At 71.2% G+C, this 19,670-nt stretch carries 17 protein-coding genes and 1 pseudogene; 12 read left to right on the plus strand and 6 right to left on the minus strand.

Going from position 1 to position 19,670, the window contains the following annotated elements; translation table 11 throughout:
- Positions 1-463 precede the first annotated feature (463 nt).
- Entirely contained in the window at positions 464-1,351 is an 888-nt protein-coding gene (locus DDV73_RS18815; RefSeq protein WP_154402810.1) for an NsdA family TPR-like regulatory protein, read from the plus strand.
- Between the two features lie 53 nt (positions 1,352-1,404).
- Here DDV73_RS18815 and DDV73_RS18820 read toward each other — a convergent pair whose 3' ends face one another.
- Positions 1,405-2,145, minus strand: coding sequence for an SDR family oxidoreductase (locus tag DDV73_RS18820; RefSeq protein ID WP_109508794.1), 741 nt, complete (start codon positions 2,143-2,145; stop codon positions 1,405-1,407).
- 94 nt (positions 2,146-2,239) lie between these two features.
- Between DDV73_RS18820 and DDV73_RS18825 the strand changes: the two genes are divergently transcribed.
- Together DDV73_RS18825 and DDV73_RS18830 are read left to right on the plus strand one after the other, a co-directional pair.
- Positions 2,240-2,767, plus strand: a complete 528-nt coding sequence (locus DDV73_RS18825) for a SigE family RNA polymerase sigma factor (protein ID WP_109508795.1) — start codon at positions 2,240-2,242, stop codon at positions 2,765-2,767.
- Positions 2,764-3,885, plus strand: a complete 1,122-nt coding sequence (locus tag DDV73_RS18830) for a hypothetical protein (RefSeq protein WP_109508796.1) — start codon at positions 2,764-2,766, stop codon at positions 3,883-3,885. The genes DDV73_RS18825 and DDV73_RS18830 overlap by 4 nt, the downstream gene beginning before the upstream one ends.
- A gap of 17 nt (positions 3,886-3,902) precedes the next feature.
- Here DDV73_RS18830 and DDV73_RS18835 read toward each other — a convergent pair whose 3' ends face one another.
- Positions 3,903-6,053 (minus strand): alpha/beta fold hydrolase, encoded by a 2,151-nt coding sequence (locus DDV73_RS18835; RefSeq protein WP_109508797.1) that lies wholly within the window; start codon positions 6,051-6,053, stop codon positions 3,903-3,905.
- A 37-nt stretch (positions 6,054-6,090) separates the two neighbouring features.
- Positions 6,091-7,179: a class I SAM-dependent methyltransferase gene (locus DDV73_RS18840; RefSeq protein ID WP_109508798.1), complete on the minus strand. Its 1,089-nt coding sequence runs from the start codon at positions 7,177-7,179 to the stop codon at positions 6,091-6,093.
- Between the two features lie 123 nt (positions 7,180-7,302).
- Between DDV73_RS18840 and DDV73_RS29520 the strand changes: the two genes are divergently transcribed.
- From DDV73_RS29520 to DDV73_RS18885, 9 genes are all read left to right on the plus strand, one after another.
- Positions 7,303-10,077 (plus strand): ATP-binding protein, encoded by a 2,775-nt coding sequence (locus DDV73_RS29520; protein ID WP_276310132.1) that lies wholly within the window; start codon positions 7,303-7,305, stop codon positions 10,075-10,077.
- Between the two features lie 7 nt (positions 10,078-10,084).
- Positions 10,085-10,768 carry a 4'-phosphopantetheinyl transferase family protein gene (locus tag DDV73_RS18850; protein ID WP_109508799.1) on the plus strand — a complete coding sequence of 228 codons (684 nt, stop codon included), beginning with the start codon at positions 10,085-10,087 and terminating at the stop codon, positions 10,766-10,768.
- A gap of 10 nt (positions 10,769-10,778) precedes the next feature.
- A complete protein-coding gene (locus tag DDV73_RS18855; RefSeq protein ID WP_109508800.1) occupies positions 10,779-12,566 on the plus strand; it encodes a hydrolase/aminopeptidase in 1,788 nt (595 codons plus the stop codon).
- A gap of 78 nt (positions 12,567-12,644) precedes the next feature.
- Positions 12,645-13,805 carry a YhjD/YihY/BrkB family envelope integrity protein gene (locus tag DDV73_RS18860; RefSeq protein WP_240617362.1) on the plus strand — a complete coding sequence of 387 codons (1,161 nt, stop codon included), beginning with the start codon at positions 12,645-12,647 and terminating at the stop codon, positions 13,803-13,805.
- A 5-nt stretch (positions 13,806-13,810) separates the two neighbouring features.
- Complete coding sequence (locus DDV73_RS18865; protein WP_109508801.1) at positions 13,811-14,158, plus strand: hypothetical protein; 348 nt, start codon at positions 13,811-13,813, stop codon at positions 14,156-14,158.
- 10 nt (positions 14,159-14,168) lie between these two features.
- The gene (locus tag DDV73_RS18870) at positions 14,169-15,263 is read left to right on the plus strand and encodes a potassium channel family protein (RefSeq protein WP_109508802.1); all 1,095 of its coding nucleotides are present in this window, start codon (positions 14,169-14,171) and stop codon (positions 15,261-15,263) included.
- Positions 15,260-16,603, plus strand: coding sequence for a TrkH family potassium uptake protein (locus DDV73_RS18875; RefSeq protein ID WP_109508803.1), 1,344 nt, complete (start codon positions 15,260-15,262; stop codon positions 16,601-16,603). The genes DDV73_RS18870 and DDV73_RS18875 overlap by 4 nt, the downstream gene beginning before the upstream one ends.
- Positions 16,604-16,611: 8 nt before the next feature.
- Entirely contained in the window at positions 16,612-17,271 is a 660-nt protein-coding gene (locus DDV73_RS18880; RefSeq protein WP_206050953.1) for a potassium channel family protein, read from the plus strand.
- A gap of 5 nt (positions 17,272-17,276) precedes the next feature.
- Positions 17,277-18,077 (plus strand): peptidoglycan-binding domain-containing protein, encoded by an 801-nt coding sequence (locus DDV73_RS18885; RefSeq protein ID WP_109508805.1) that lies wholly within the window; start codon positions 17,277-17,279, stop codon positions 18,075-18,077.
- A gap of 15 nt (positions 18,078-18,092) precedes the next feature.
- Here DDV73_RS18885 and DDV73_RS29525 read toward each other — a convergent pair whose 3' ends face one another.
- The 3 genes and pseudogenes from DDV73_RS29525 to DDV73_RS28030 form a co-directional block, all read right to left on the minus strand.
- Positions 18,093-18,788, minus strand: coding sequence for an acyltransferase (locus DDV73_RS29525; RefSeq protein WP_276310134.1), 696 nt, complete (start codon positions 18,786-18,788; stop codon positions 18,093-18,095).
- Between the two features lie 22 nt (positions 18,789-18,810).
- A pseudogene (locus DDV73_RS29760) lies at positions 18,811-18,897 on the minus strand (excalibur calcium-binding domain-containing protein); the annotation flags it as partial.
- A gap of 30 nt (positions 18,898-18,927) precedes the next feature.
- Positions 18,928-19,635 carry a PASTA domain-containing protein gene (locus DDV73_RS28030; RefSeq protein WP_240617363.1) on the minus strand — a complete coding sequence of 236 codons (708 nt, stop codon included), beginning with the start codon at positions 19,633-19,635 and terminating at the stop codon, positions 18,928-18,930.
- Between the last annotated feature and the right edge of the window lie 35 nt (positions 19,636-19,670).

A 19,670-nucleotide genomic window follows, 5' to 3' on the forward strand; every position in this document is an offset into this window, starting at 1 on the left:
GCGGAACCACCAGTTGGCGGCGGTGATTGCTGAGGCTGGCTGCTCGTATGACGTGCTTGCCCGCGCGGTCACTCGGGTCGCCGCAGAGAATGGTGACCGGCTCCGCACCAACCGATCCTCTGTGGCGCACTGGCTCGGTGGAACCCGGCCGGCTGGCCGAACACCGGCGTACGTCGCCGAGGCGCTGACCCGTCTGACCGGGCGGGCCGTCGGGATCGCCGAGGTCGGTCTCGGCGACGCACAGCCCGTGCCGACTGCGTTCGGCTCGGACCCGCATGCTTTAGCCAGCCTCGGCAAAGACGACCTTTTCCTCCGGCTTGATCGTCGGTCGATCCTGTACTCGGCCGCCCTCTTGCCGATGTCGCTTGCCTGGCTACAGGAAGCCGATGCTCGCGGCCGGGGGCGTCGGACTACTCCTGGCGGCAGGCTCGTCGGCGACGCCGAGGTGGCCACCGTTCTTCACATGGTCGACGCCTTCGAGCAGGCCGATGAGATGTTGGGCGGCGGCCACGGCCGCGCCACGGTCGTCCAATACCTCGTGACCGACGTCGACGGCTACTTGCGCGCTCGCTACCAGAAGGAGGCGAGCCGCGCCGCGATGTTCGAGGCAGCCGCGCGGCTGGCCTACCTGGCCGGATGGAAGGCGCACGACCTTGGCCGCGAGGGCCTGGCGCAGCACTACTACGCCCACGCCCTGCAGCTGGCCCACGAGGCGGACGACCCGGTTCCGGCCGCGTGGGTCCTGCGGATCCTTGCGCATCAGGCGCTCGACCTCGGTCGCCCGGACGAGTGTGTGGCGCTGGCAGAGCAAGCCTGTCGGATGGTCAACGGGCGGGTCTCACCGAGCACCGAGGCTGTCTTCACCATCACGTCTGCTCGAGCTCACGGTGCTGCTGGCGACAAGCGCCGGGCCGCCCGCAGCGTCATCAAGGCGGAAGACCAGCTGACACGAGCCGAGGGCGGCGAGCCCAACCCGGCGTGGCCGATCAGCGGACCACCGGCCGGGACGGTTGCGTCGCACACCGCGAAGACCTGGGCCGCGCTCGGCGACCACGCGGCGGCCGAGCAAGCGCATCTCGCCGCGGTGCGGGCCCGCTCGCCGGTCGGCTATCGGCGTGTCCATGCGCTCAACCTCGCCGCGGTCGGGGCGCAGCAGGCGGCCCAGGGCAAGGCCGACGAGGCCTGCGCATCCTGGCAGCAGGCCTTCGAGTTCATGACCGGCGTCGCCTCAGCCCGGCACCGGGCAGCGATCCTCGATGCGCGCCACCACCTCCGCGCCTTCGTGCGGCGCGGCGTACCCGGTGCCGGCGCTCTCGACCACCATTGCCGCCAGCTCCTGACGCCGAGCTGACCGATTCGGTCGGGACGATCTGGCGGGGCGGTCTCGCGGAACAGACGCCGAAGTCAGCGGCCGCCGGCGACGTCGACCATCGAGCCGGTCATGTACGACGCACCATCCGACGCCAGGAACGCGATCAGCGCCGCGACCTCGTCCGCCGTGCCCGGTCGCCCGAGCGGCGGCGTGGTGCCGATCCGGTCCAGGCGCCCCGGCTCGTGGATCTCGGTCTCGATCAGGCCGGGCCGGATGCCGAGCACCCGGATGCCTTCCTTCGCGACCTCGTTGGCCAGCCCGACCGTCAACGTGTCCACCGCCGCCTTGCTGCTCGCGTAGTCGACGTACTCACCCGCCGAGCCGAGCACCGCGCCCCGCGATGACACGTTGATGATCACGCGGCCCCGGCCGCCGCGCTCGGTGGACATCCGCCGTACGGCGGACCCCGCGACTAGGAACGCGCCGATCGTGTTGATCCGGAACACCCGCTCCAGCCGCTCGACGTCGTAGTCGGCGACCCGCCCGGCCGGCGAAACCACGCCGGAGTTGTTGACCACCGCCCCGATTAGACCGAGCTCGGCCGACACCGTGTCGAACAACCCCTCGACCTCGGCCGGCTCCGACACCTCAGCCTGTACGGCGACCGCCCTCCGCCCGAGCCTCTCGCGGGCGGCGACCACCTGCTCGGCATCCTCCGACCGCGTCCGGTAGCTCACACCGACGTCCCAGCCGTCCGCCGCCAGCGCAATCGCCGCCGCCGCGCCGATCCCGCGGCTGCCGCCCGTCACCACTGCCGTTCCGCGATCCGTCATGCGGCCAGCGTTGCAGGTCGGCGGAAGCGATTCGGGCCGTCGAGCAACCCTTTGCTCGTTGCCTCCGTGAGAGTAGGTGAGGTCAGGAGGTTCGATGGGCCGTACGTACGACCACGAGTACGCCGAGTTCGCCACCGGGGCGATGCGCGACCTGCGCCGGATGGCGTACCTGATGTGCCATGACTGGCATCGGGCCGAGGACGTCGCGCAGGACACGCTGCTCAAGATGTACGACGCGTGGCCCAGGATCCGCGACCACGAAGGGCTGATGCCCTACGCCCGGCGGGTGCTGGTCCGGGCGTTCATTGACAACCGGCGCCGGCCCTGGCATCGGGAGGCACTCGTCGAGCCGCCCAACCCACCGGCGGTGAGCGCCGACATGGACGGGGTGGCCGACCGGATGCTGGTGCTCGCTGCCCTCTCCGAGCTGCCCCCGCGGCGGCGCGCCTGTGTCGTGCTGCGCTACTACCTCCAGCTCAGTGTGGCCGAGACGGCGATCGTGATGGCCTGCGCCGAAGGCACTGTCAAGAGCCAGACCAAACGGGGACTCGAGGACCTGCGCGACGCGCTGGAACGACGCGGGTTCACCAACGTCGACTTCTCCGGAGGTGTAGTCGCATGACCGACGACCTGCACACGCTCCTGCGCGACGCAGCCGACGACAGGGCGGTCGCGGAACCGGCCACCGGACCGCAGCTGCTCGCCCGGGCCCGGGAGCGGTCCCGCCGCCGGCGTGCCCGCCGAATGGTCGTCGGTGCCACCGTCGTCGCCACCTCAGCCGCAGCGGCGGCCGCGGTCGTGCTCGGCGGGGGACCCTTGCCCGGGCTGCGCAGCGTCGATGAGGCCGGGCCGGATCCAGACTCCGGCGTCGGCGCCTACCACCCGATCGAGCTGAGCCTCGAGGAGGCGCTCGAACGCTGTGCTCCCGTACTGGAGTCCCAGGGTTACCCGCCGGACGCCGACTGGAGGCTCGCGTCCGACTCCGAGCCACTCCATGTGGGGGCTGCGATCGTGCTTGGCCGGGCCGACCGGGGGAGCCTGACTGCCGACAGTGACTTCGTTGGGTGTGAGGTGCCATTCACCAAGTCCGAGCGGGACCGGCACCGGATCACCGAGCCAATCGCGGACAGTCACGATAGCGCTGGTTTGCTCCGACAATGCGGCGCCGTCGCCGGCTACGACTTCGCCGGTTGGGAGGTGGTCAATGCGGTCGGTGCCGCTGAGGGAGTGGAGGCAGTGCTGCGCTCGACCAACGACTACGTCGCGTACTGCTCGCTTGAGCCTGACTGGGGAAGGGCGTGGGCCAGCAGGAGTCCATCGCCACAATCACCGATCCAAGGGTGGACCGGCCAGACGGTACTGCTGCCGACCCGGACCGAGGCCGAGGAGAATGAGCATGTGCAGTCCCCGGTGCCGGGCTCCTCGCCGTTCGGCTTCGGGCTCTCGTGCGGCGACACCAGGCAGATCATGGTCGACAACCAGCTGGACGACGGGCTTCTCTGCAGTGGTTCCGGCAGCCTGCACGACGTCTACGGCGTGCGCGGCCATAAGGCAATGAATGCAACGGTGCTCGAGGTCACCATTCGCGGTGGCGGGGATGCCTTCGTGATCCCAGTGGTTGATGGCCACTTCGCAGCACGCTTCCTGGATCCGGCCGCTGACCGCAACGACGACACCTACGACTACGTCGTCAAGGACGAGTCGGGGAATGTCCTCTATCGAGGTATCGGCGGAACCTGACCAACTTCAAGCACCGTTCAGAGCAGGTCGGCCAGGAGGGCGGCGGCGCGGACGGCGCCGTCGGTCTCGACTGGCAGCCAGTCCGGGGTGCGCCGTACCTCCGCGGCCAGCGCCTCGGCCAGTAGCGCCGGGTCGCTGGCGTCGTCGTAGCTCAGGCAGCGGCCGGCGCCGTACCGCTCCAGCCGGTGCCGGACGTGGAAGTTCTGCTCGAAGTGATGGCGCAGCGGCACGTACAGGAACGGCACCCGGTGCGTGGCCAGCTCCATGCAGGTGGTGAGCCCGCCCTGCACGATCGCGACGTCGGCGGCGCCGAGGTGGCGGTGCAGGTCGGGGAGGAAGCCGCGGACCTTGACTCCGTTGCGGCGGGGGAGTGAGGCCGGGTCGATGCGCGGGCCGCACACCACCAGGAACTTCAGCTCCGGCACCGCCCGCCGCGCCGCCGGTACGGCGTCCAGCACCCGCTGCAGAAGCGGGGCGCCCACCCCGGACCCGCCGACGGTCACCACACAGAGCAGGTCATCGTCGCGGTAGCCAAGCTGCGCCCGCAGCAGTGCCCGCTCGCCGGCACCGAGCGGCTCGAAGCCGGTGACGTAGCCGGTGAACTCGAAGTTGGCCTCGGTCCACTCACGGATCGCGGGCAGCCCGGCCCCGAACCCAGCCGGTACGACGTCCTCGGGGCCGCCGACGAACAGCGACCGGTCCCGCAGCCGGTGGTAGCGCGCCCGCTGCTCGATCATCTCCGCGTTGTAGTCGGCGGTCAGCGCCTCCTCGGCCGCGCCGCCGTCGGGCATCGGCAGCCAGCCGACGAAGTCGGTCAGCCAGGCGTAGGAGAACCGCTTGCGCTCGGGGTTCTCGTGCAGGAAGTAGTCGACGTCCCACGCCTCGTCGCCGATCACCAGGTCGTAGTGCTGGTCGCGGACCAGGTCGTCGAAGACCATGAAGTTGTTGACCAGGATCTCGTCCATTCGGCGGATCGCCTGGAAGGCGTGCAGGTCGTGCTCGGCCGCCTCGTCCTCGATGTGTGCCGACTCGTTGGCCAGCCACGCTGACGCCGGGTGCACGCGCTCGCCGGCCGCGCGCAGCATCGAGGTCACCGGCTCCTGGGTCAGCCAGTCGACCTGGAGGTCGGGGTGCAGCTTGCGCAGCTGGTCGGCGATCGCCAGGTCGCGACGGGCGTGCCCGAGGCCGATCGGCGAGGACAGGTAGAGCGCCCGCTTGGGCCGGCGTACGGCGCGCACCCAGGTCCGCTTGGTGGGCCGGGGGACCACGCGGTCGACGAAGTCTTTGAGCAGCCGGTTGACGAGGACCGGGTCGCGGGCGTGCGGGGCGTGGCCACCGCCCTCGACGGTGATCAGCGTCCCGCCGGTCACCTGGGCGAGGTGCACGCCCTCGGCGTACGGCCGGATCCGGTCGTCGTCGCCGTGGATCACCAGCACCGGCGTCTCGACCTCGGCGATCCGCCGGGCGAACTCTGGGCTCCGGCACAGCGAGCGGGCCTCCTCGGTCTCCACGAGCCGCTCCGGCGGGATCTCGTGGCCCCACCCGACCATGTCCTCGATCTGCTTGGTCGAGTGCGGTTCGGCGACCAGCCGGCCGAAGAAGAACCGCAGGAACGCGTCGTAGTCGCCCTCGAGCCAGTTGTGCCGGTTGTACTTCGCCCACGACTCCGGCTTCGCCAGCTCCTCGTCGGCCGGTCGCTCCTCGAAGGCGTGCCGGGTCCGCTCCTCCAGACCCGGCACCAGCCCGACCGCGGCGCCGATCGCGACCAGGCCGAGCACCCGCTCCGGCGCCTCGATCGCCAGCAATAGCGACCACGGGACGCCACACGAGAAGCCGACGACCACGGCCCGCTCGGTCTCGGTGGCGTCCAGTACGGCGAGCGCGTCGGCCACGAACTCGGCATCGACGTACGCCGCAGTGCCGACCGGCCGGTCCGAGACACCGGAGCCGCGGCCGTCGAAGGTGACCACCCGGAAGTGCCGGGCCAGGTAGGGCACCTGCGCCTTCCACGACCGGGAGGAGACGATCGACCAGGTCGGCATCAGCAGCACCGTCGGCGCGGCTGGATCGCCGGGGTCACCGGCGTCAGCCGCCTCGAAGACCTCGTAGCCGACCCGGACGCCGTCGCGCTCGACGAAGCCGTGGGCGTCGGGAGTTCGTGCTCGCATCGGTCACCGTCACAGGGTTTCGTCGTGACTCAGTGTGTCACTTGCGGACTTCGAGAACCCGGTTGAACGGGGTCTCGGCCGCCGACCGGAACCCGCTGAACCCGGCGGCGGTCGTGATGTCGCGGATCCGCGCTGGCCCGGCCTGGGTGCCGATCGCCAGCCCGACCTCCTGGGACAGCGACGCCGGCGTGCACAGCAGGGTCGAGAAGCCGTAGTACGCGCGGCCGACCGGGTTGAAGTTCTCCTCGACGCGGTCTCCGGCCATCGGCTCGACGACCATCCAGGTTCCGTCATCGGCGAGCGCGTCGTACACCTGCCGCGCGGCGCCCACCGGGTCGCCCATGTCGTGCAGGGCGTCGAAGGTGGTGACCAGGTCGAAGCCGGTGCCGGGGAAGGACTGGGCGCTGGCCACCTCGAAGCTCACCCGGTCGTCGACGCCGGCCTCGGCCGCGCGCTGCCGGGCGACCTCGATCGAGGCCGGGTGGTAGTCCGAGCCCACGAACGTCGAGTTCGGGAAGGACTGCGCCATCAGCACCGTCGAGGAGCCGTGCCCGCAGCCGATGTCGGCGACCCGGGCGCCGGCGTTGAGCCGGTCGACCATGCCGATGGCGGGCAGCCAGTCGGCCACCAGGTGGGCGTTGTAGCCGGGCCGGAAGAACCGCTCGCAGCCGTGGTGTACGTCGGCGTTGTGCTCGTGCCAGCCGAGGCCGGCGCCGTCCCGGGCCGCGGCGACGATGCGGGCGGAGTCGGCCACGGTGCCGAGCGCGATCTGGAACAGCCCGGGCAGGTACGCCGGACTGGACTCGTCGGTGAACGCCACCGCCTGCTCCGGCGGCAGCGTGTACCGCCCGGTGCCCGGGTCGTAGCTCACGAACCCGCCCGCGGCCTGGGCGTTCAGCCACTCGCGCGCATAGTGCTCGCCGGTGTCGGTCGCCTCGGCCAGTCCGGTGGGTGTGATCGGACCGCGGTCGGCCATGGTCTGGTAGTAGCCGAGCTTGTCGCCGAGGACGACCAGGCCCGCGTTCAGCGTGGCCCCGACCTCGTCGACGGCTCGGAAGACGAACGACATCAGCTTGTCGGGGTCCAGCTGCGGGGTGGCGGTGGGTGACTCTTGTACGTCGGTCATGACGGGTGCTGCTCCTTGGTTGCTGCCCGAGGCTGTGGTGGGAGCAATGACGCTAGGAGCGCGGGCGCAGCCGCCGCATCAGGTGACCCCCCTGGTCTGCGTCGGCTGGCTACGATCGAGACCGTGCTCGTCGGGAGGGAACTGGTCGGACGGGAGCGCGAACGGCGTACCGTCGACCGGCTGCTGGCGGCCGCCCGGTCCGGTTCGAGCGGCGCCCTGGTGGTCGTGGGCGAGGCCGGGATCGGCAAGACCGCGCTGCTGGCCCACGCCCAGGCCATGGCCGGCGACACCGAGATGCAGGTGCTGCACACCGTCGGCGTCGAGTCGGAGACCGATCTGCCATTCGGCGGGCTGTCCCGCCTGCTCCGCCCGCTGCTGCCACTGCTCGACAAGATCCCGGAGCCGCAGGCCGAGGCGCTGTCTCGGGCGCTGGCACTGCGCGCCGGCGCCGCACCGGACCGGTTCGCCGTGGCCGCGTCGGTGCTCAGCCTGGTCTGCCGCGCCGCCGAGGACCAGCCGCTGCTGGTGGTCGTCGACGACATGCACCACCTGGACCGGCCCTCGCTCGACGCGGTCTCCTTCGTGGCACGGCGGCTGCTCACCGACGCCGTAGTGGTGCTGATCGGCGTCCGTCCCGACCTCGGCGTCGAGGAGCTCCTCGGCGACCTCGACCGGCTGGAGCTGAGCGGCCTCGACCTGGCTGCCAGCCGCCGCCTGGTGTCCGACCGGCCGCTGACCACCGAGCAGCTGCAGCGACTGCACCAGGTCACCGGCGGCAACCCGCTCGCCGTACTCGAGATGGTGGCGCTGCCGGAGGTGCTGGAACGGGAGGGACCGGGCGGGCCGGTGCCGGAGCTGATCGTCCGGGCGTACGCCGCCCAGCTGGGCAGCCTGGAGCCCGCCGCCCGGACGGCGCTGCTGCTCGCGGCCGCCGGCGACGTCGACCTGGCCACGTTGGAGCGGGCCTGCGCGGCCAGCGGCACCCAGATCGCCGCACTCGCCGATGCCGAGCGGATCCGGCTGCTGGAGGTGGACCCGGTGGCCGGCCAGGTCAGGTTCCGGCACCCGCTGGTCCGGGCCGCGATCTACCAGGCCGCCGACCCGGCCCAGCGCCGGGGAGCCAACCGGGTGCTGGCCAACGCCCTGACCGACGGAGACCCCGAGCGCCGCGCCTGGCACCTCGCCGAGGCCACGCTCGGGACCGACCCGGAGGTGGCCGCCGTCCTGCGCGGGGTGGCGGAGTCGGCCGCGAACCGCAGTGCCCACGCCGTCGCGACCCATTACTTCGAGCGGGCCGCCCGCCTCGACACCGATCCGGTCGGCCGGGCCGACCTGTTGCTGGCCGCCGGTGAGGAGGCCTGGGCAGGCGGGCTCTCCGACCGGGCGGTGGCCCTGCTCGACGAGGCGGGCCGGAGCGCGGGCGGAGAGGCGGTGCGGACGGCCGCGCTGGCCCACCAGGGCATGGTGCTGGCGCGCTGCGGATCGCTGGAGGACGCCAGCGCGCTGCTCCTCGAGGCCGGCCGGGCCGCGGGCGCCGACGATCCCGACCAGGCGACCATGCTGCTGGCCGAGCTGGTCTACTCCAACATCTACCTCGGCCACATGGACACCATCCGGATCGGCGTCGCCGAGCTGGCCAAGCTGGCCGGGCGGCAGCTGACGGCGCGGGCACGCCGTACCGGCGACCTGGCGTCCGGCATGGGCATGATCATCAACGACGACGGAGAGGCGGGGGTGCTCCGGATCCGGCGCGCGGTCGCCGATGCCGCGCTGGACGGCGATCCGGACACCGAGGACGCTGAGTGGCTGACCTGGCTGGTCCGCGGTCACCTGTGGCTGCGCGAGACCGGCGTGACCCGGTCGCTGCTGGACACCGTGATCACCCAGGTCCGCTACAGCGCGGCCATCGGCAGCCTGCCCTACCTGCTGTTCCACGTGGCCCGCGACGACGCGACCACCGACCGCTGGGCGGCCGCCGACGCCACCTACCGTGAGGCGGTCACCCTCGCCCGGGAGACCGGCCAGCGCACCGAGCTCGGCGCGTCGCTGGCCGGCCTGGCCTGGCTGCTGGCCCGCCAGGGGCGGGAGGCGGAGGCCCGGGTGACGGCCGGTGACGGCGAGCTCGCCTGCCGGCACAGCCGCAACAACCTGGGCCGGGTCTGGCTGCAGTTCGCGCTCGGTGACCTGGAGGCCGGAATCGGCAACACCGAAGCTGCGCTGGACCACTATCGCTCCGCGCACGCGCTCACCAGCGAGCTCGGCGTCCGCGACGCCGACCTGTCGCCGGCGCCGGAGGTGGTCGACTGCCTGATGCGGACCGGCCAGGAAGAGGCCGCCGTGGCGGAGGCCCGCGGCTTCCAGGCGGTCGCCGCTGCGAAGGGCCAGCCGTGGGCGCTGGCCCGGGCACACCGTGCGCTCGCCGTCGCCGGAGTGGACCCGGACCACAACTTCACCGCGGCGCTGGCCCTCCACGCCGACACCGCCGAGGTCTACGAGCGGGCACGTACGGCGCTGGCCTACGGCGCCTACCTGCGCCGGGACCGCCGCCGCAGCGAGGCCCGCGACCACCTCCGTCGCGCGCTCGCCGACTTCGACCGGCTCTCCGCCCGGCCCTGGGCCGAGGCCGCCGCCACCGAGCTCGCGGCGACCGGGGAGCGGGTGCCTCGGCGCGCCGGCGCGGTCACCCAGCAGCTGACCGCGCAGGAGTTCCAGGTGGCGCGGCTGCTCGCCGACGGACGCACCACCCGCGAGGCAGCGGCGGCGCTGTTCCTGAGCCCGAAGACCGTCGAGTACCACCTGCGCCACGTCTACATCAAGCTCGGGATCTCGTCGCGGCGGCAGCTCGCCGAGAGCCTCTCGAGCGTCGATCACGCGCGGTCGAGCACCGACCCGGCATGATCCGGGCATGACCGCGCTCGTCGACATCTGGGTTCTCCGCATCACCGGTGCCGCCCTCGACCAAGGGCCGCTGAGCCCGGCCGAGCGGGAGCGGGCAGCCCGCTACCAGCGGCCCGAGGACGCGGCCCTGTCCGTGGGCGGTGCGCTGCTGGTGCGCACGATCGCGGGCCGTGCACTCGGAGTCGGGCCGGCCGAGGTCCGGGTCGAGCGGGTTTGCCCCCAGTGCGGTGGTCCCCACGGCGTCCCGCGCGTCGCGGGCGCGCCGTACCTCTCGGTCGCGCACTGCTCCGGCTCGGTCCTGGTCGCCGCCTGCGCCGGCCACCAGGTCGGCGTCGACGTCGAGGACGCCGCACGCAGCGACATCGGGGACGTGACCGAACAGCTGCTCGCACCGGCCGAGCGGCGGCGGGGCCTCACCGCCAGCGACCTGCTGCGGTACTGGGTGCGCAAGGAGGCGGTGGTCAAGGCCACCGGCATCGGCCTGTACGCCGACCTCCGGACGGTGCTGGTGAGCCCACCGGACGCAGCGCCCGCAGTGCTGGCGTACGGACCCGACCCGGAGCAGCGGTTCGCGCTCGCCGACGTCGAACTGCCGGGCGTCCTGTGCTCCGTCGCGCTCCTGTCCGATCCGCTCACCGACGGCGATCTGTCCGTCACCGTCCACGACGGCGCGGAGCTCCTCGCCCGCTAACCTGACGGCCATGCCTCGCCCGTATGCCGACGACCCCCATTCCTACGCGCTTCCGAACGAGATCGCGGTGGCACATCTCGCGCTCGACCTCGTCGTCGACTTCGACGACCAGCGGCTGACCGGAACCGCCGCGTTCGACCTCGACCGCCGCTCGCCCGCCGCCGACCGTGTCATCCTCGACACCTGGCGGCTCGACGTCCTCCGGGTGACGGACGCCGACGGCGTGGAGCTGCTGTTCGAGCTGGGCGAGCACGACCCCGTGCTCGGCCAGAAGCTGACCATCCGAGTGGGACGGTCCGACCGGGTGGTCGTGCACTACGCCACGACCGACGACGCGCGAGCACTCCAGTGGCTGGCGCCTGAGCAGACCGCGTCCGGGAAGCGCTTCCTCTTCACGCAGGGCCAGGCGATCCTCGCCCGCTCCTGGTTCCCCTGTCAGGACAGCCCGGGCGTGCGAGCGACCTACGACGCTGTCGTCCAGGTGCCCGCCGACCTGCTCGCCGTGATGAGCGCGGAGAACCCGACCGAGCGCAACGTGGACGGGGTCTACCGCTTCTCGATGCCGACGAAGGTGCCGTCGTACCTCGTCGCTCTGGCGGTCGGCGACCTGGAGTTCCGGCCGCTCGGCGACCGCACGGGCGTCTACGCCGAGCCGACGGTGGTCGACGCGGCGGCGTGGGAGTTCGCCGAGACCGAACAGATGGTGGAGGCGGCCGAGGGGCTGTACGGCCCGTACCGCTGGGGCCGTTACGACCTGCTCGTGCTGCCGCCGAGCTTCCCGTACGGCGGCATGGAGAACCCGCGGCTCACCTTCGCGACGCCGACCATCCTCGCCGGCGACCGCTCGCTGGTGACGCTCGTGGCCCACGAGCTCGCGCACTCGTGGTCGGGCAACCTGGTGACCAACGCAACCTGGGACGACCTGTGGCTCAACGAGGGGTTCACGGTCTACTTCGAGACCCGCATCGACGAGGAGGTGTTCGGTCCTGCGTTCACCAGCATGCTCCTCCGCCTCGGGCGTCAGGAGCTGGACGACGCGATCGCCCAGCTGACCCCGCGCGAGACCTGGCTGGTGGCGGACCTCGCCGGCAAGGATCCGGAAGGCCCGGTGAAGGTGCCGTACGAGAAGGGGTCGCTGTTCCTCCGCACCGTCGAGGCGGCGGTCGGGCGGGAGCGGTTCGACGCGTTCCTGCGCGGCTACTTCGACCGGTTCGCGTTCGAGTCGATGGACACCGAGACCTTCTTGGCCTACCTGCGCAGCGAGCTGCTCGTGCCGGCCGGCGTGACCGACCAGGACCTGCAGATCGAGGCGTGGATCCACGGCCCCGGCGTACCGAGCAACGAGCCGCACTTCCCGTCGGACGCGTTCGATCGGGTGGACGCCGAGGTCGCCGCGCTGCTCGCCGGCAGCTCCGCCGAGTCCCTGGCGACGTCGGACTGGGTGAGCCAGCAGTGGGTGCACTTCGTCCGGGCCCTTCCGAACGATCTGGGGACGAAGCGCTTCGACGAGGTCGACGACCTCTTCCGGTTCAGTGGGAGCGGCAACATCGAGGTCGCTACCGCCTGGCTGGAGAAGGCGATCGAGTCCGGCTACCTGTTCGAGCGCCCAGCGGTCGACCAGGCGATGTTCGACTTCCTGTCTCGCCACGGTCGGGCGCTGTACATCAAGAAGGTCTACGCCAAGCTGGCCGCGACGTCCGCGGGGCTCGAGCGTGCTCGCGCCGTCTACGCGACTTGCCGGGCGTCGTACCACTCGGTGTCGCAGGGTGTGATCGACCGCATCGTCGGCCGACCATGAGCCTGGCCGACCTCCGAAATCACGCATCTCATGCCTGACCTCCGCAGCGCCAGCCGCAACGATCGCTACGGTAGGCGCATGGTTGACCGGGCGGACGCGGACGACCGCTCCGACCCCGACACCGTCCCCGTGATGAAACCCGAGACCAAACCGAAGACCCAGTCCCAGGCCCAGCCCACGGCCCAGCCTCAGGCCCAGCCCAAGGCGCAGCCGAAGACTGAGCCGAAGACTGGGCCGACTGAGCCGAAGGTCGAACCGGCGGCGGGCGGGTACAGCCGCGCCCTGCCCAAGGCCGAGCCGAGGGCGGACGACCTGACCCGCTCGGTCTTCACGCGGGTCCGCCGCGACATCTGGCGGCTGATCGTGGCGACGGCCGCGTCCTGCATGCGCTACCGGGTGACCGGGCTCGCGGCGGAGGCGGCGTTCTTCGCGATCCTGTCGATCCCGCCGCTGGTCTTCGCGCTCGCGGGCGCGATCGGCTACGTCGCCGACCGGTTCTCCGCGGCCCAGGTGGAGGACGTCCGGCAGGCGGTGATCGACCTGTCCGAGCGGGCGCTGACCGACGCGGCCGCGGAGAAGATCATCGTGCCGACCATGGACAGCGTCCTGCAGGGCGGCCGCTTCGACGTGATCTCGATCGGTTTCGTGCTCGCGCTGTGGTCCGGCTCCCGAGCCCTCAACGTCTTCGTCGACACGATCACGATCATGCACGGGCTGGGCGGCCACCGCGGGATCGTGAAGACCCGGGCCCTGTCGTTCCTGCTGTACGTCCTCGGGCTGATCACCGGGATGGTCTCGATCCCGCTGATCGTGGCCGGCCCGTCGCTGGTCGACCACTGGCTGCCGGATCGGGTCGACTTCCTCAACCGGCTCTACTGGCCGACGGTCGTGGTGCTGTGCATCTGCTTCCTCGCGACGCTGTACCACGTGAGCGTGCCGGTGCGGACAAGCTGGAGCTTCAACCTGCCGGGCGCGACGTTCTCGTTCATGTGCTGGGTGCTCGGCTCCTACCTGCTGCGCGAGGTGCTGACCGCGACCGCCGCCGACAGCAAGTCGATCTACGGACCGCTCGCCGCGCCGATCGCCGTACTCATCTGGCTGTACCTGCTCTCGATCGCGGTGCTGATCGGTGCGGCCGTGAACGCCGCCTTCGACACCGTGTTCCCGCAGAGCACGACGACGCGCGCACGACTTGAGCTCGTGCAGCGTCTGAAGTCCCGGATCACCATGAAAGACTGACGCCTGTGGCCAACGTGAACCTGCCTGCCCCGATCCTGGTCGCCGGTGGCGCTCTCTGTCTGCTGGGCGGCTATCTGATCGGCGTCGTTGCGGGCCCCGACACGCCCGACCGCACCACCGGCACCGTCACCTCCTGGGAGGCGTCGAAGGGCCGGCTCTGCCTGTCAGGCGACAACGTCGCCGACCAGGACGGCGCCGACGAGGACGGCACGCTCTGCGGCCGCTGGCAGCGTACGGCGGGCGCCAAGACGCCGCGCGAGGGCGATACGTTCCGCTTCGTCTCGGTGCAGCGGCCGGGGAAGTCCGAGGACGACCCGGACCAGGTGGTCATCTACGGCGACGTGGTCGACTAGCGTCAACCCCGTGGCCGTCCCCTTCAGCGAGCGCACCCACGGCCGGGTAGCGCTGCCCGACCCGGCTCGCTCGCCGTGGTGGGAGCTGGGCCGGCGACTGCTCGCCGCGCTGGCGATCCTGGTCGGCACCGTGCTCCTGGTCTACTTCGACCGCAGCGGCTACCGCGACGGCAACGACCCGCTGCACGACTACAGGGTCGATCTGCTCGACTCGATCTACTACACGACCGTCACCCTCAGCACGACCGGGTACGGCGACATCGCGCCGGTCTCCGAGCGGGCGCGGATGGTCAACGCGTTCGTCATCACCCCGTTTCGCATCGGCTTCCTCGTGCTGCTGATCGGCACCACCCTGGAGGTACTCGCCTCGCGGGGACGGGAGATGTTCCGGATCGCCCAGTGGAGGAAGAAGATGAGTTCCCAGGACCACGTCGTGGTGATCGGCTACGGCACCAAGGGCCGAGCGGCCGTCGAGACCCTGGTCAGCAACGGCTGGCAGCGCAGCTCGATCGTCGTCGTCGACCCCGACGCGACGGCTCTCGAGGAGGCCCATACCGACGAGCTCGCGGTGATCGTCGGCGACGCGACCAGGCGAGAGGTGCTGCGCCGCGCCGGAGCCGCGCGGGCCAGCCAGGTCATCATCACCACCGACCGCGACGACTCCAACGTGCTGGCCACGCTGACGGTCCGCCAGCTCAACCCGGACGCGTGGATCGTGGTGTCGGCCCGCGAGCAGGAGAACGTCGAGCTGATGCGGCAGAGCGGCGCCAGCTCGGTGGTCACCTCGTCGGACGCGGTGGGCCGGCTCCTCGGCCTCTCCACGGTCTCGCCGGCCCTCGGTGAGGTGATGGAGGACCTGCTGACCTACGGGGTCGGCCTGGAGGTCGCCGAGCGCGACCTGCTGGTTAACGAGGTCGGCAAGCAGCCCCAGTCGCTGCCGGACCAGGTGATCGCGGTGATTCGCGACGAGCGTGTGTACCGCTACTTCGACCCGGTCGTCACCATGCTTGCGCGCGGCGACCGGCTGATCGTCGTCCGCTCCGCGAAGGAGCTGCCCTGGGCACCCCGCCCCGGCACCCACGACGAGGACCTGGCCGTCGAATGAGCAACGGCGCGCACTGGATCATGGCCCGCCCGTCCCGGGTCGTCGTGGTCTCGTTCGCGGGCTTCCTGGCTCTTGGCACGCTGATCCTGCTGCTACCGGTCTCGCGCGCCGGTGACGACGGCAGCGGCGCGCCGTTCATCGTCGCTATATTCACCGCCACCGGGGCCAGCTGTGGGGCACTCACGATCGTCGACACCGCGACGTACTGGAGCACCTTCGGCCAGGTCGTGATCCTGGCGCTGATCCAGCTCGGCGGCTTCGGCATCATGGCGCTCGCCTCGCTGCTCGGGCTGGCGGTATCGCGGCGGATGGGGCTGCGCTGGCGGCTGACCGCTGCCGAGGAGACCCAGACGGTCGGGCTCGGCGACGTCCGCACGGTGCTCACCGGCGTATTCAAGGTGACGCTGGTGATCGAGGCCGTGCTTGCACTGATCCTGACGCTGCGATTCTGGCTGGGGCACGACCAGAGCCTCGGCCGGGCGCTCTGGCATGGCGTGTTCCACTCGATCTCTGCCTTCAACAACGCCGGCTACGCGCTCTACACCAACAACATGGTCGACTTCGTCGACGACCCGTGGATCATCATCCCGATCGGTCTCGGCTGCACCCTCGGGGCGCTCGGCTTCCCGGTGATCTTCGAGCTGATGCGCCGTACGCCGCGCCGGCGGTGGAGCCTGAACACCCGGATGACGCTGTGGGGCACCGCAGTGATGATGCTGGGCGGCGGCGTCTGCGTCACGATCTTCGAGTGGAGCAACCCGGCCACCATGGGTGAGCTCGACCTCGGCGGGAAGCTGCTGGCCGGGTTCTTCCAGCCGGCGACCGCGCGCACGGCCGGCTTCAACTCGATCGACTACGCCCAGGCCCACGAGGAGACGCTGCTGGTCACCGACATCGTGATGTTCGTCGGCGGCGGCTCTGCCAGCACCGCCGGCGGAATCAAGGTCACGACGTTCTTCCTGCTGCTGTTCGTGATCCTGGCCGAGGTGCGCGGCGACGCCAACGTCACGATCGGCGACCGCCGGATCGACCCGCGTGCCCAGCGGCAGGCGCTGACCGTCGCGCTGGTCGGGGTCGCGGTGGTGGTCGCGCCGACGCTGGTGCTGATGGCGATGAGCGACCAGTCGCTCAGCAAGGTGCTGTTCGAGGTGATCTCGGCGTTCGGCACGGTCGGGGCGTCGAGCGGCGTCACTGCCGAGTTACCGGCCGCCGGGCACCTGATCCTCATATTCTTGATGTTCCTGGGCCGCGTGGGCTCGATCTCGCTGGTCTCCGCGCTGGCGCTGCGCGACCAGTACCGTGCATACGAGTATCCGGAAGGACGGCCCCTCATTGGCTAGGTACGACGTTGGCTAGGTGGGAGAGCTCGGGCGTAGTGGTGATCGGCCTGGGCCGCTTCGGTGAGGCGCTGGCTCGCGAGCTGGTCGACAGCGGGACCGAGGTGCTCGCGATCGACGCCGACCCCAAGCTGGTCCAGCAGTACGCCGGCGTCCTCACCCACACGGTGATCGCCGATGCCACCGACGAGCAGGCGCTGCGGCAGCTCGGCGTACAGGACTTCGACCGGGTGGTGGTCGCGATCGGCAGGATCGAGGCGTCGATCCTGGCCTGCTCGATCCTGGAGACGATGGGCGTCCGCGACGTCTGGGCGAAGGCGCTGACCGAGGCGCACGCGCGGATCCTCAGGCAGATCGGCGTCCCGCACGTCATCCTCCCCGAGCACGACATGGGCCGCCGGGTCGCGCACCTGGTCGCCGGCCGGCTGATCGACTACATCGAGTTCGACGACGGCTACGCGATCGTGAAGATGTGGCCGCCGGCCGAGATCCTCGACGTACCGCTGGGGGAGTCGGGCGTTCGCAGGCGGTACGGCGTTACCGTGGTCGGCGTGAAGCGCAAGGGCGAGGACTTCACGCACGCCACCCAGGACACCGTCGTCAACGACGGCGACCTGATCATCGTGTCCGGCCCGAAGCGCCAGGTCGAAGACTTCGCGGAGATGCGCTGAGCCGGATGCGTTCGGTCAGCGGGCGGACGGCCGCGATCCTGGCCGGGATGGTGCTGGTCGGCGGTGGCGGCGGCTGGCTGGTCGCCCACGACCGTGGTGAGGACGACCCGCCCGGCCCCTCGGCCTCACCCACCGACCAGCCTTCAGAGTCGCTGTCTTTGCAGGTCTTCTCCTGCGATGCGCTGGAGGGAGCGCTCATCGCGACGTTCGTGCTCCAGGACGACGATTCCGCGCCCGGCGAGGAGCTGTTCCCGCGGGTGACGGTGCGCAACGAGGGCGAGGTCGACGTACTGGTGGCGCTGCAGGGGAGTGCGGCGGCCGGGCCCGACAGCACGGTCGAGTGGCCGGCCGACGACAGCCCGCTCGCGGTCGCGGCCGGCGACACGCGGTCGCGGACCCTCGGCGGCGGCGACGGGACCACGCTCACCGTGGCCGCGGGCCAGTCGGTCACCGAGGTCACGATCTCCGGGACGGCCGAGGCCGCGTCCGGCCGGCCGGCCGACTGCCTGGTGACGGCTGAGCGTGCCAGCACCGCCGTGGTCCCGGTCTGTCTCGATGTCACGCCGCCCGCGGCGCGGCCTTATCCCGGCGTACCGCTCTCGACGACCAGCGGCACCGACCTGGTCGACGACGTGAAGGCGCTCCAGCAGCAGCTCAATACCCTGGGCGGCGAGTGCACGGTCATCGACGGCATCTTCGGCCGAGAGACCCGGCGGATCGTGCGTGAGTTCCAGCGCACCTCCGGCCTGCGGAGGACCGGCATCGTCGACAAGGAGACCTGGGACGCGATCTTCGCGGCGTCCTAGTCCTGCTGTGTGCGGCTAGGCGGGCTCGATCTCGCCGGACAGGACGCCGGCCACCTCGTCGCTGGACCAGACCGGTCTCACCTCGCCAGTGCCGTCCGGCGTACTCCAGCCGACCCCGGGCTCGAGGCGCCGGATCACCCGCGCCGGTACGCCGCCGACCACCGCATGGTCCTCGACCATCCCGCGGACCACCGACCCGGCGGCGACCACGACGTTCCGGCCGATCCGGGCACCGGGCAGGATCACCGCGCCATGCCCGATCCAGGAGCCCGACCCGATGCTGACCGGCTGGTGCAGCCCGAGCTGGGCGCCGATCGGCGTCTCCGGGTCCTGGTAGCCGTGGCTGGCGTCGGACACGAACACGTCCTGCCCGAGCCACACGTCGTCACCGAGCACGATCGACTCGTGGGCGGTCATGCTGGTGCGCGCGCCGACCACGCACCGGTCGCCGATCACCAGCCCCCGCTCCGGCAGCGTGGTCTCGTCGGGGGAGTAGCCGACGCTCAGCGTGCAGGACCGCCCGATCAGCGTCCCGGTGCCGATGTGGATGGACCGCACGCCGTACAGGGTGGCGGTGGGGAACGCCAGGCAGCTGCCCTCGCCGAAGCCTCCGAACTCGCCGGCCAACCGGGTCCCCGGCGCGGTCGCACCCATCCGTTGCACCCATACCCACAGCGCGTGGATGAGCCGGTTGACCAGTCGTCGCAGCACCGGGAGAGGCTAACTCAGGTGGTCAGGTCTCACACGCGACGCCGTCGCCATCTCGGTCCAGGTCGTACGGATCAGAACCGGTGACGTAGACGGGTCCGTCCGCGTACGCCGGCCCGTCGCCCGATCCGCCCGCGCAGTCCTAGTCCGAGGCCGGTGTCAGGCAGGGCCTATAGCCAGACGTGCAGTTCTGGGCGGGTGGGGCGAGGGGCCGGATGATGGAGGACACCACGATGGTGACGGTCGACTGCGGCTTGGCGCGGTCCGTGCCCACCGGGTTCTGCCGCAGGACGACCCCGTTCTTGCCCGACGTACGGGTTTCGACCGTCACCTTGACCTGGAAGCCCGCGCTGCGGAGTCGACTCGAGGCGTCGGACTTGGATCGGCCGACGACCGAGGGCACGCGTGGGTACGGCGCAGCCACTACCAAGACCACCGCTGATCCCGCGGGCAAGGACGCTCCGACCTTCTTGCCCTGGCGCAACACCGTGCCGCGGGGCCGGGCCGAGGGGACCTGGCGAACCTTGCTCACGACGAGTCCCGCCTCGGCGAGCGCCTTCTCCGCCTGACTGCGCGGCAGCCCTGCAATCTTCGGCATGACCGACACAGGCGGCTCCGTCACCTCCGGCTGCGCCTCGTCCGTCGGCGACGGCGCGAGCCCGGAGGCGTTCGCATCTGCTGTGGGTGCGGCTTCCTCCTTCGGCGGCGAGGTGCCGTCGTCGGTCAGGCCCACGCCAACGAAGAGCGCGACCGTTGCCAGCGTCACGCCGACTCGCAGCCAGAGAGACAGGCCGGGTCTGCGCCACAGCCCGACCAATCCGAACGGCAGGCAGATGAGAAGCCCCGGCACGACCGCCCACCAGGTTTGCCACCAAGACAGGGGCT

Source organism: Nocardioides speluncae, from assembly GCF_003121585.1.
GTDB lineage: Bacteria > Actinomycetota > Actinomycetes > Propionibacteriales > Nocardioidaceae > Nocardioides > Nocardioides speluncae.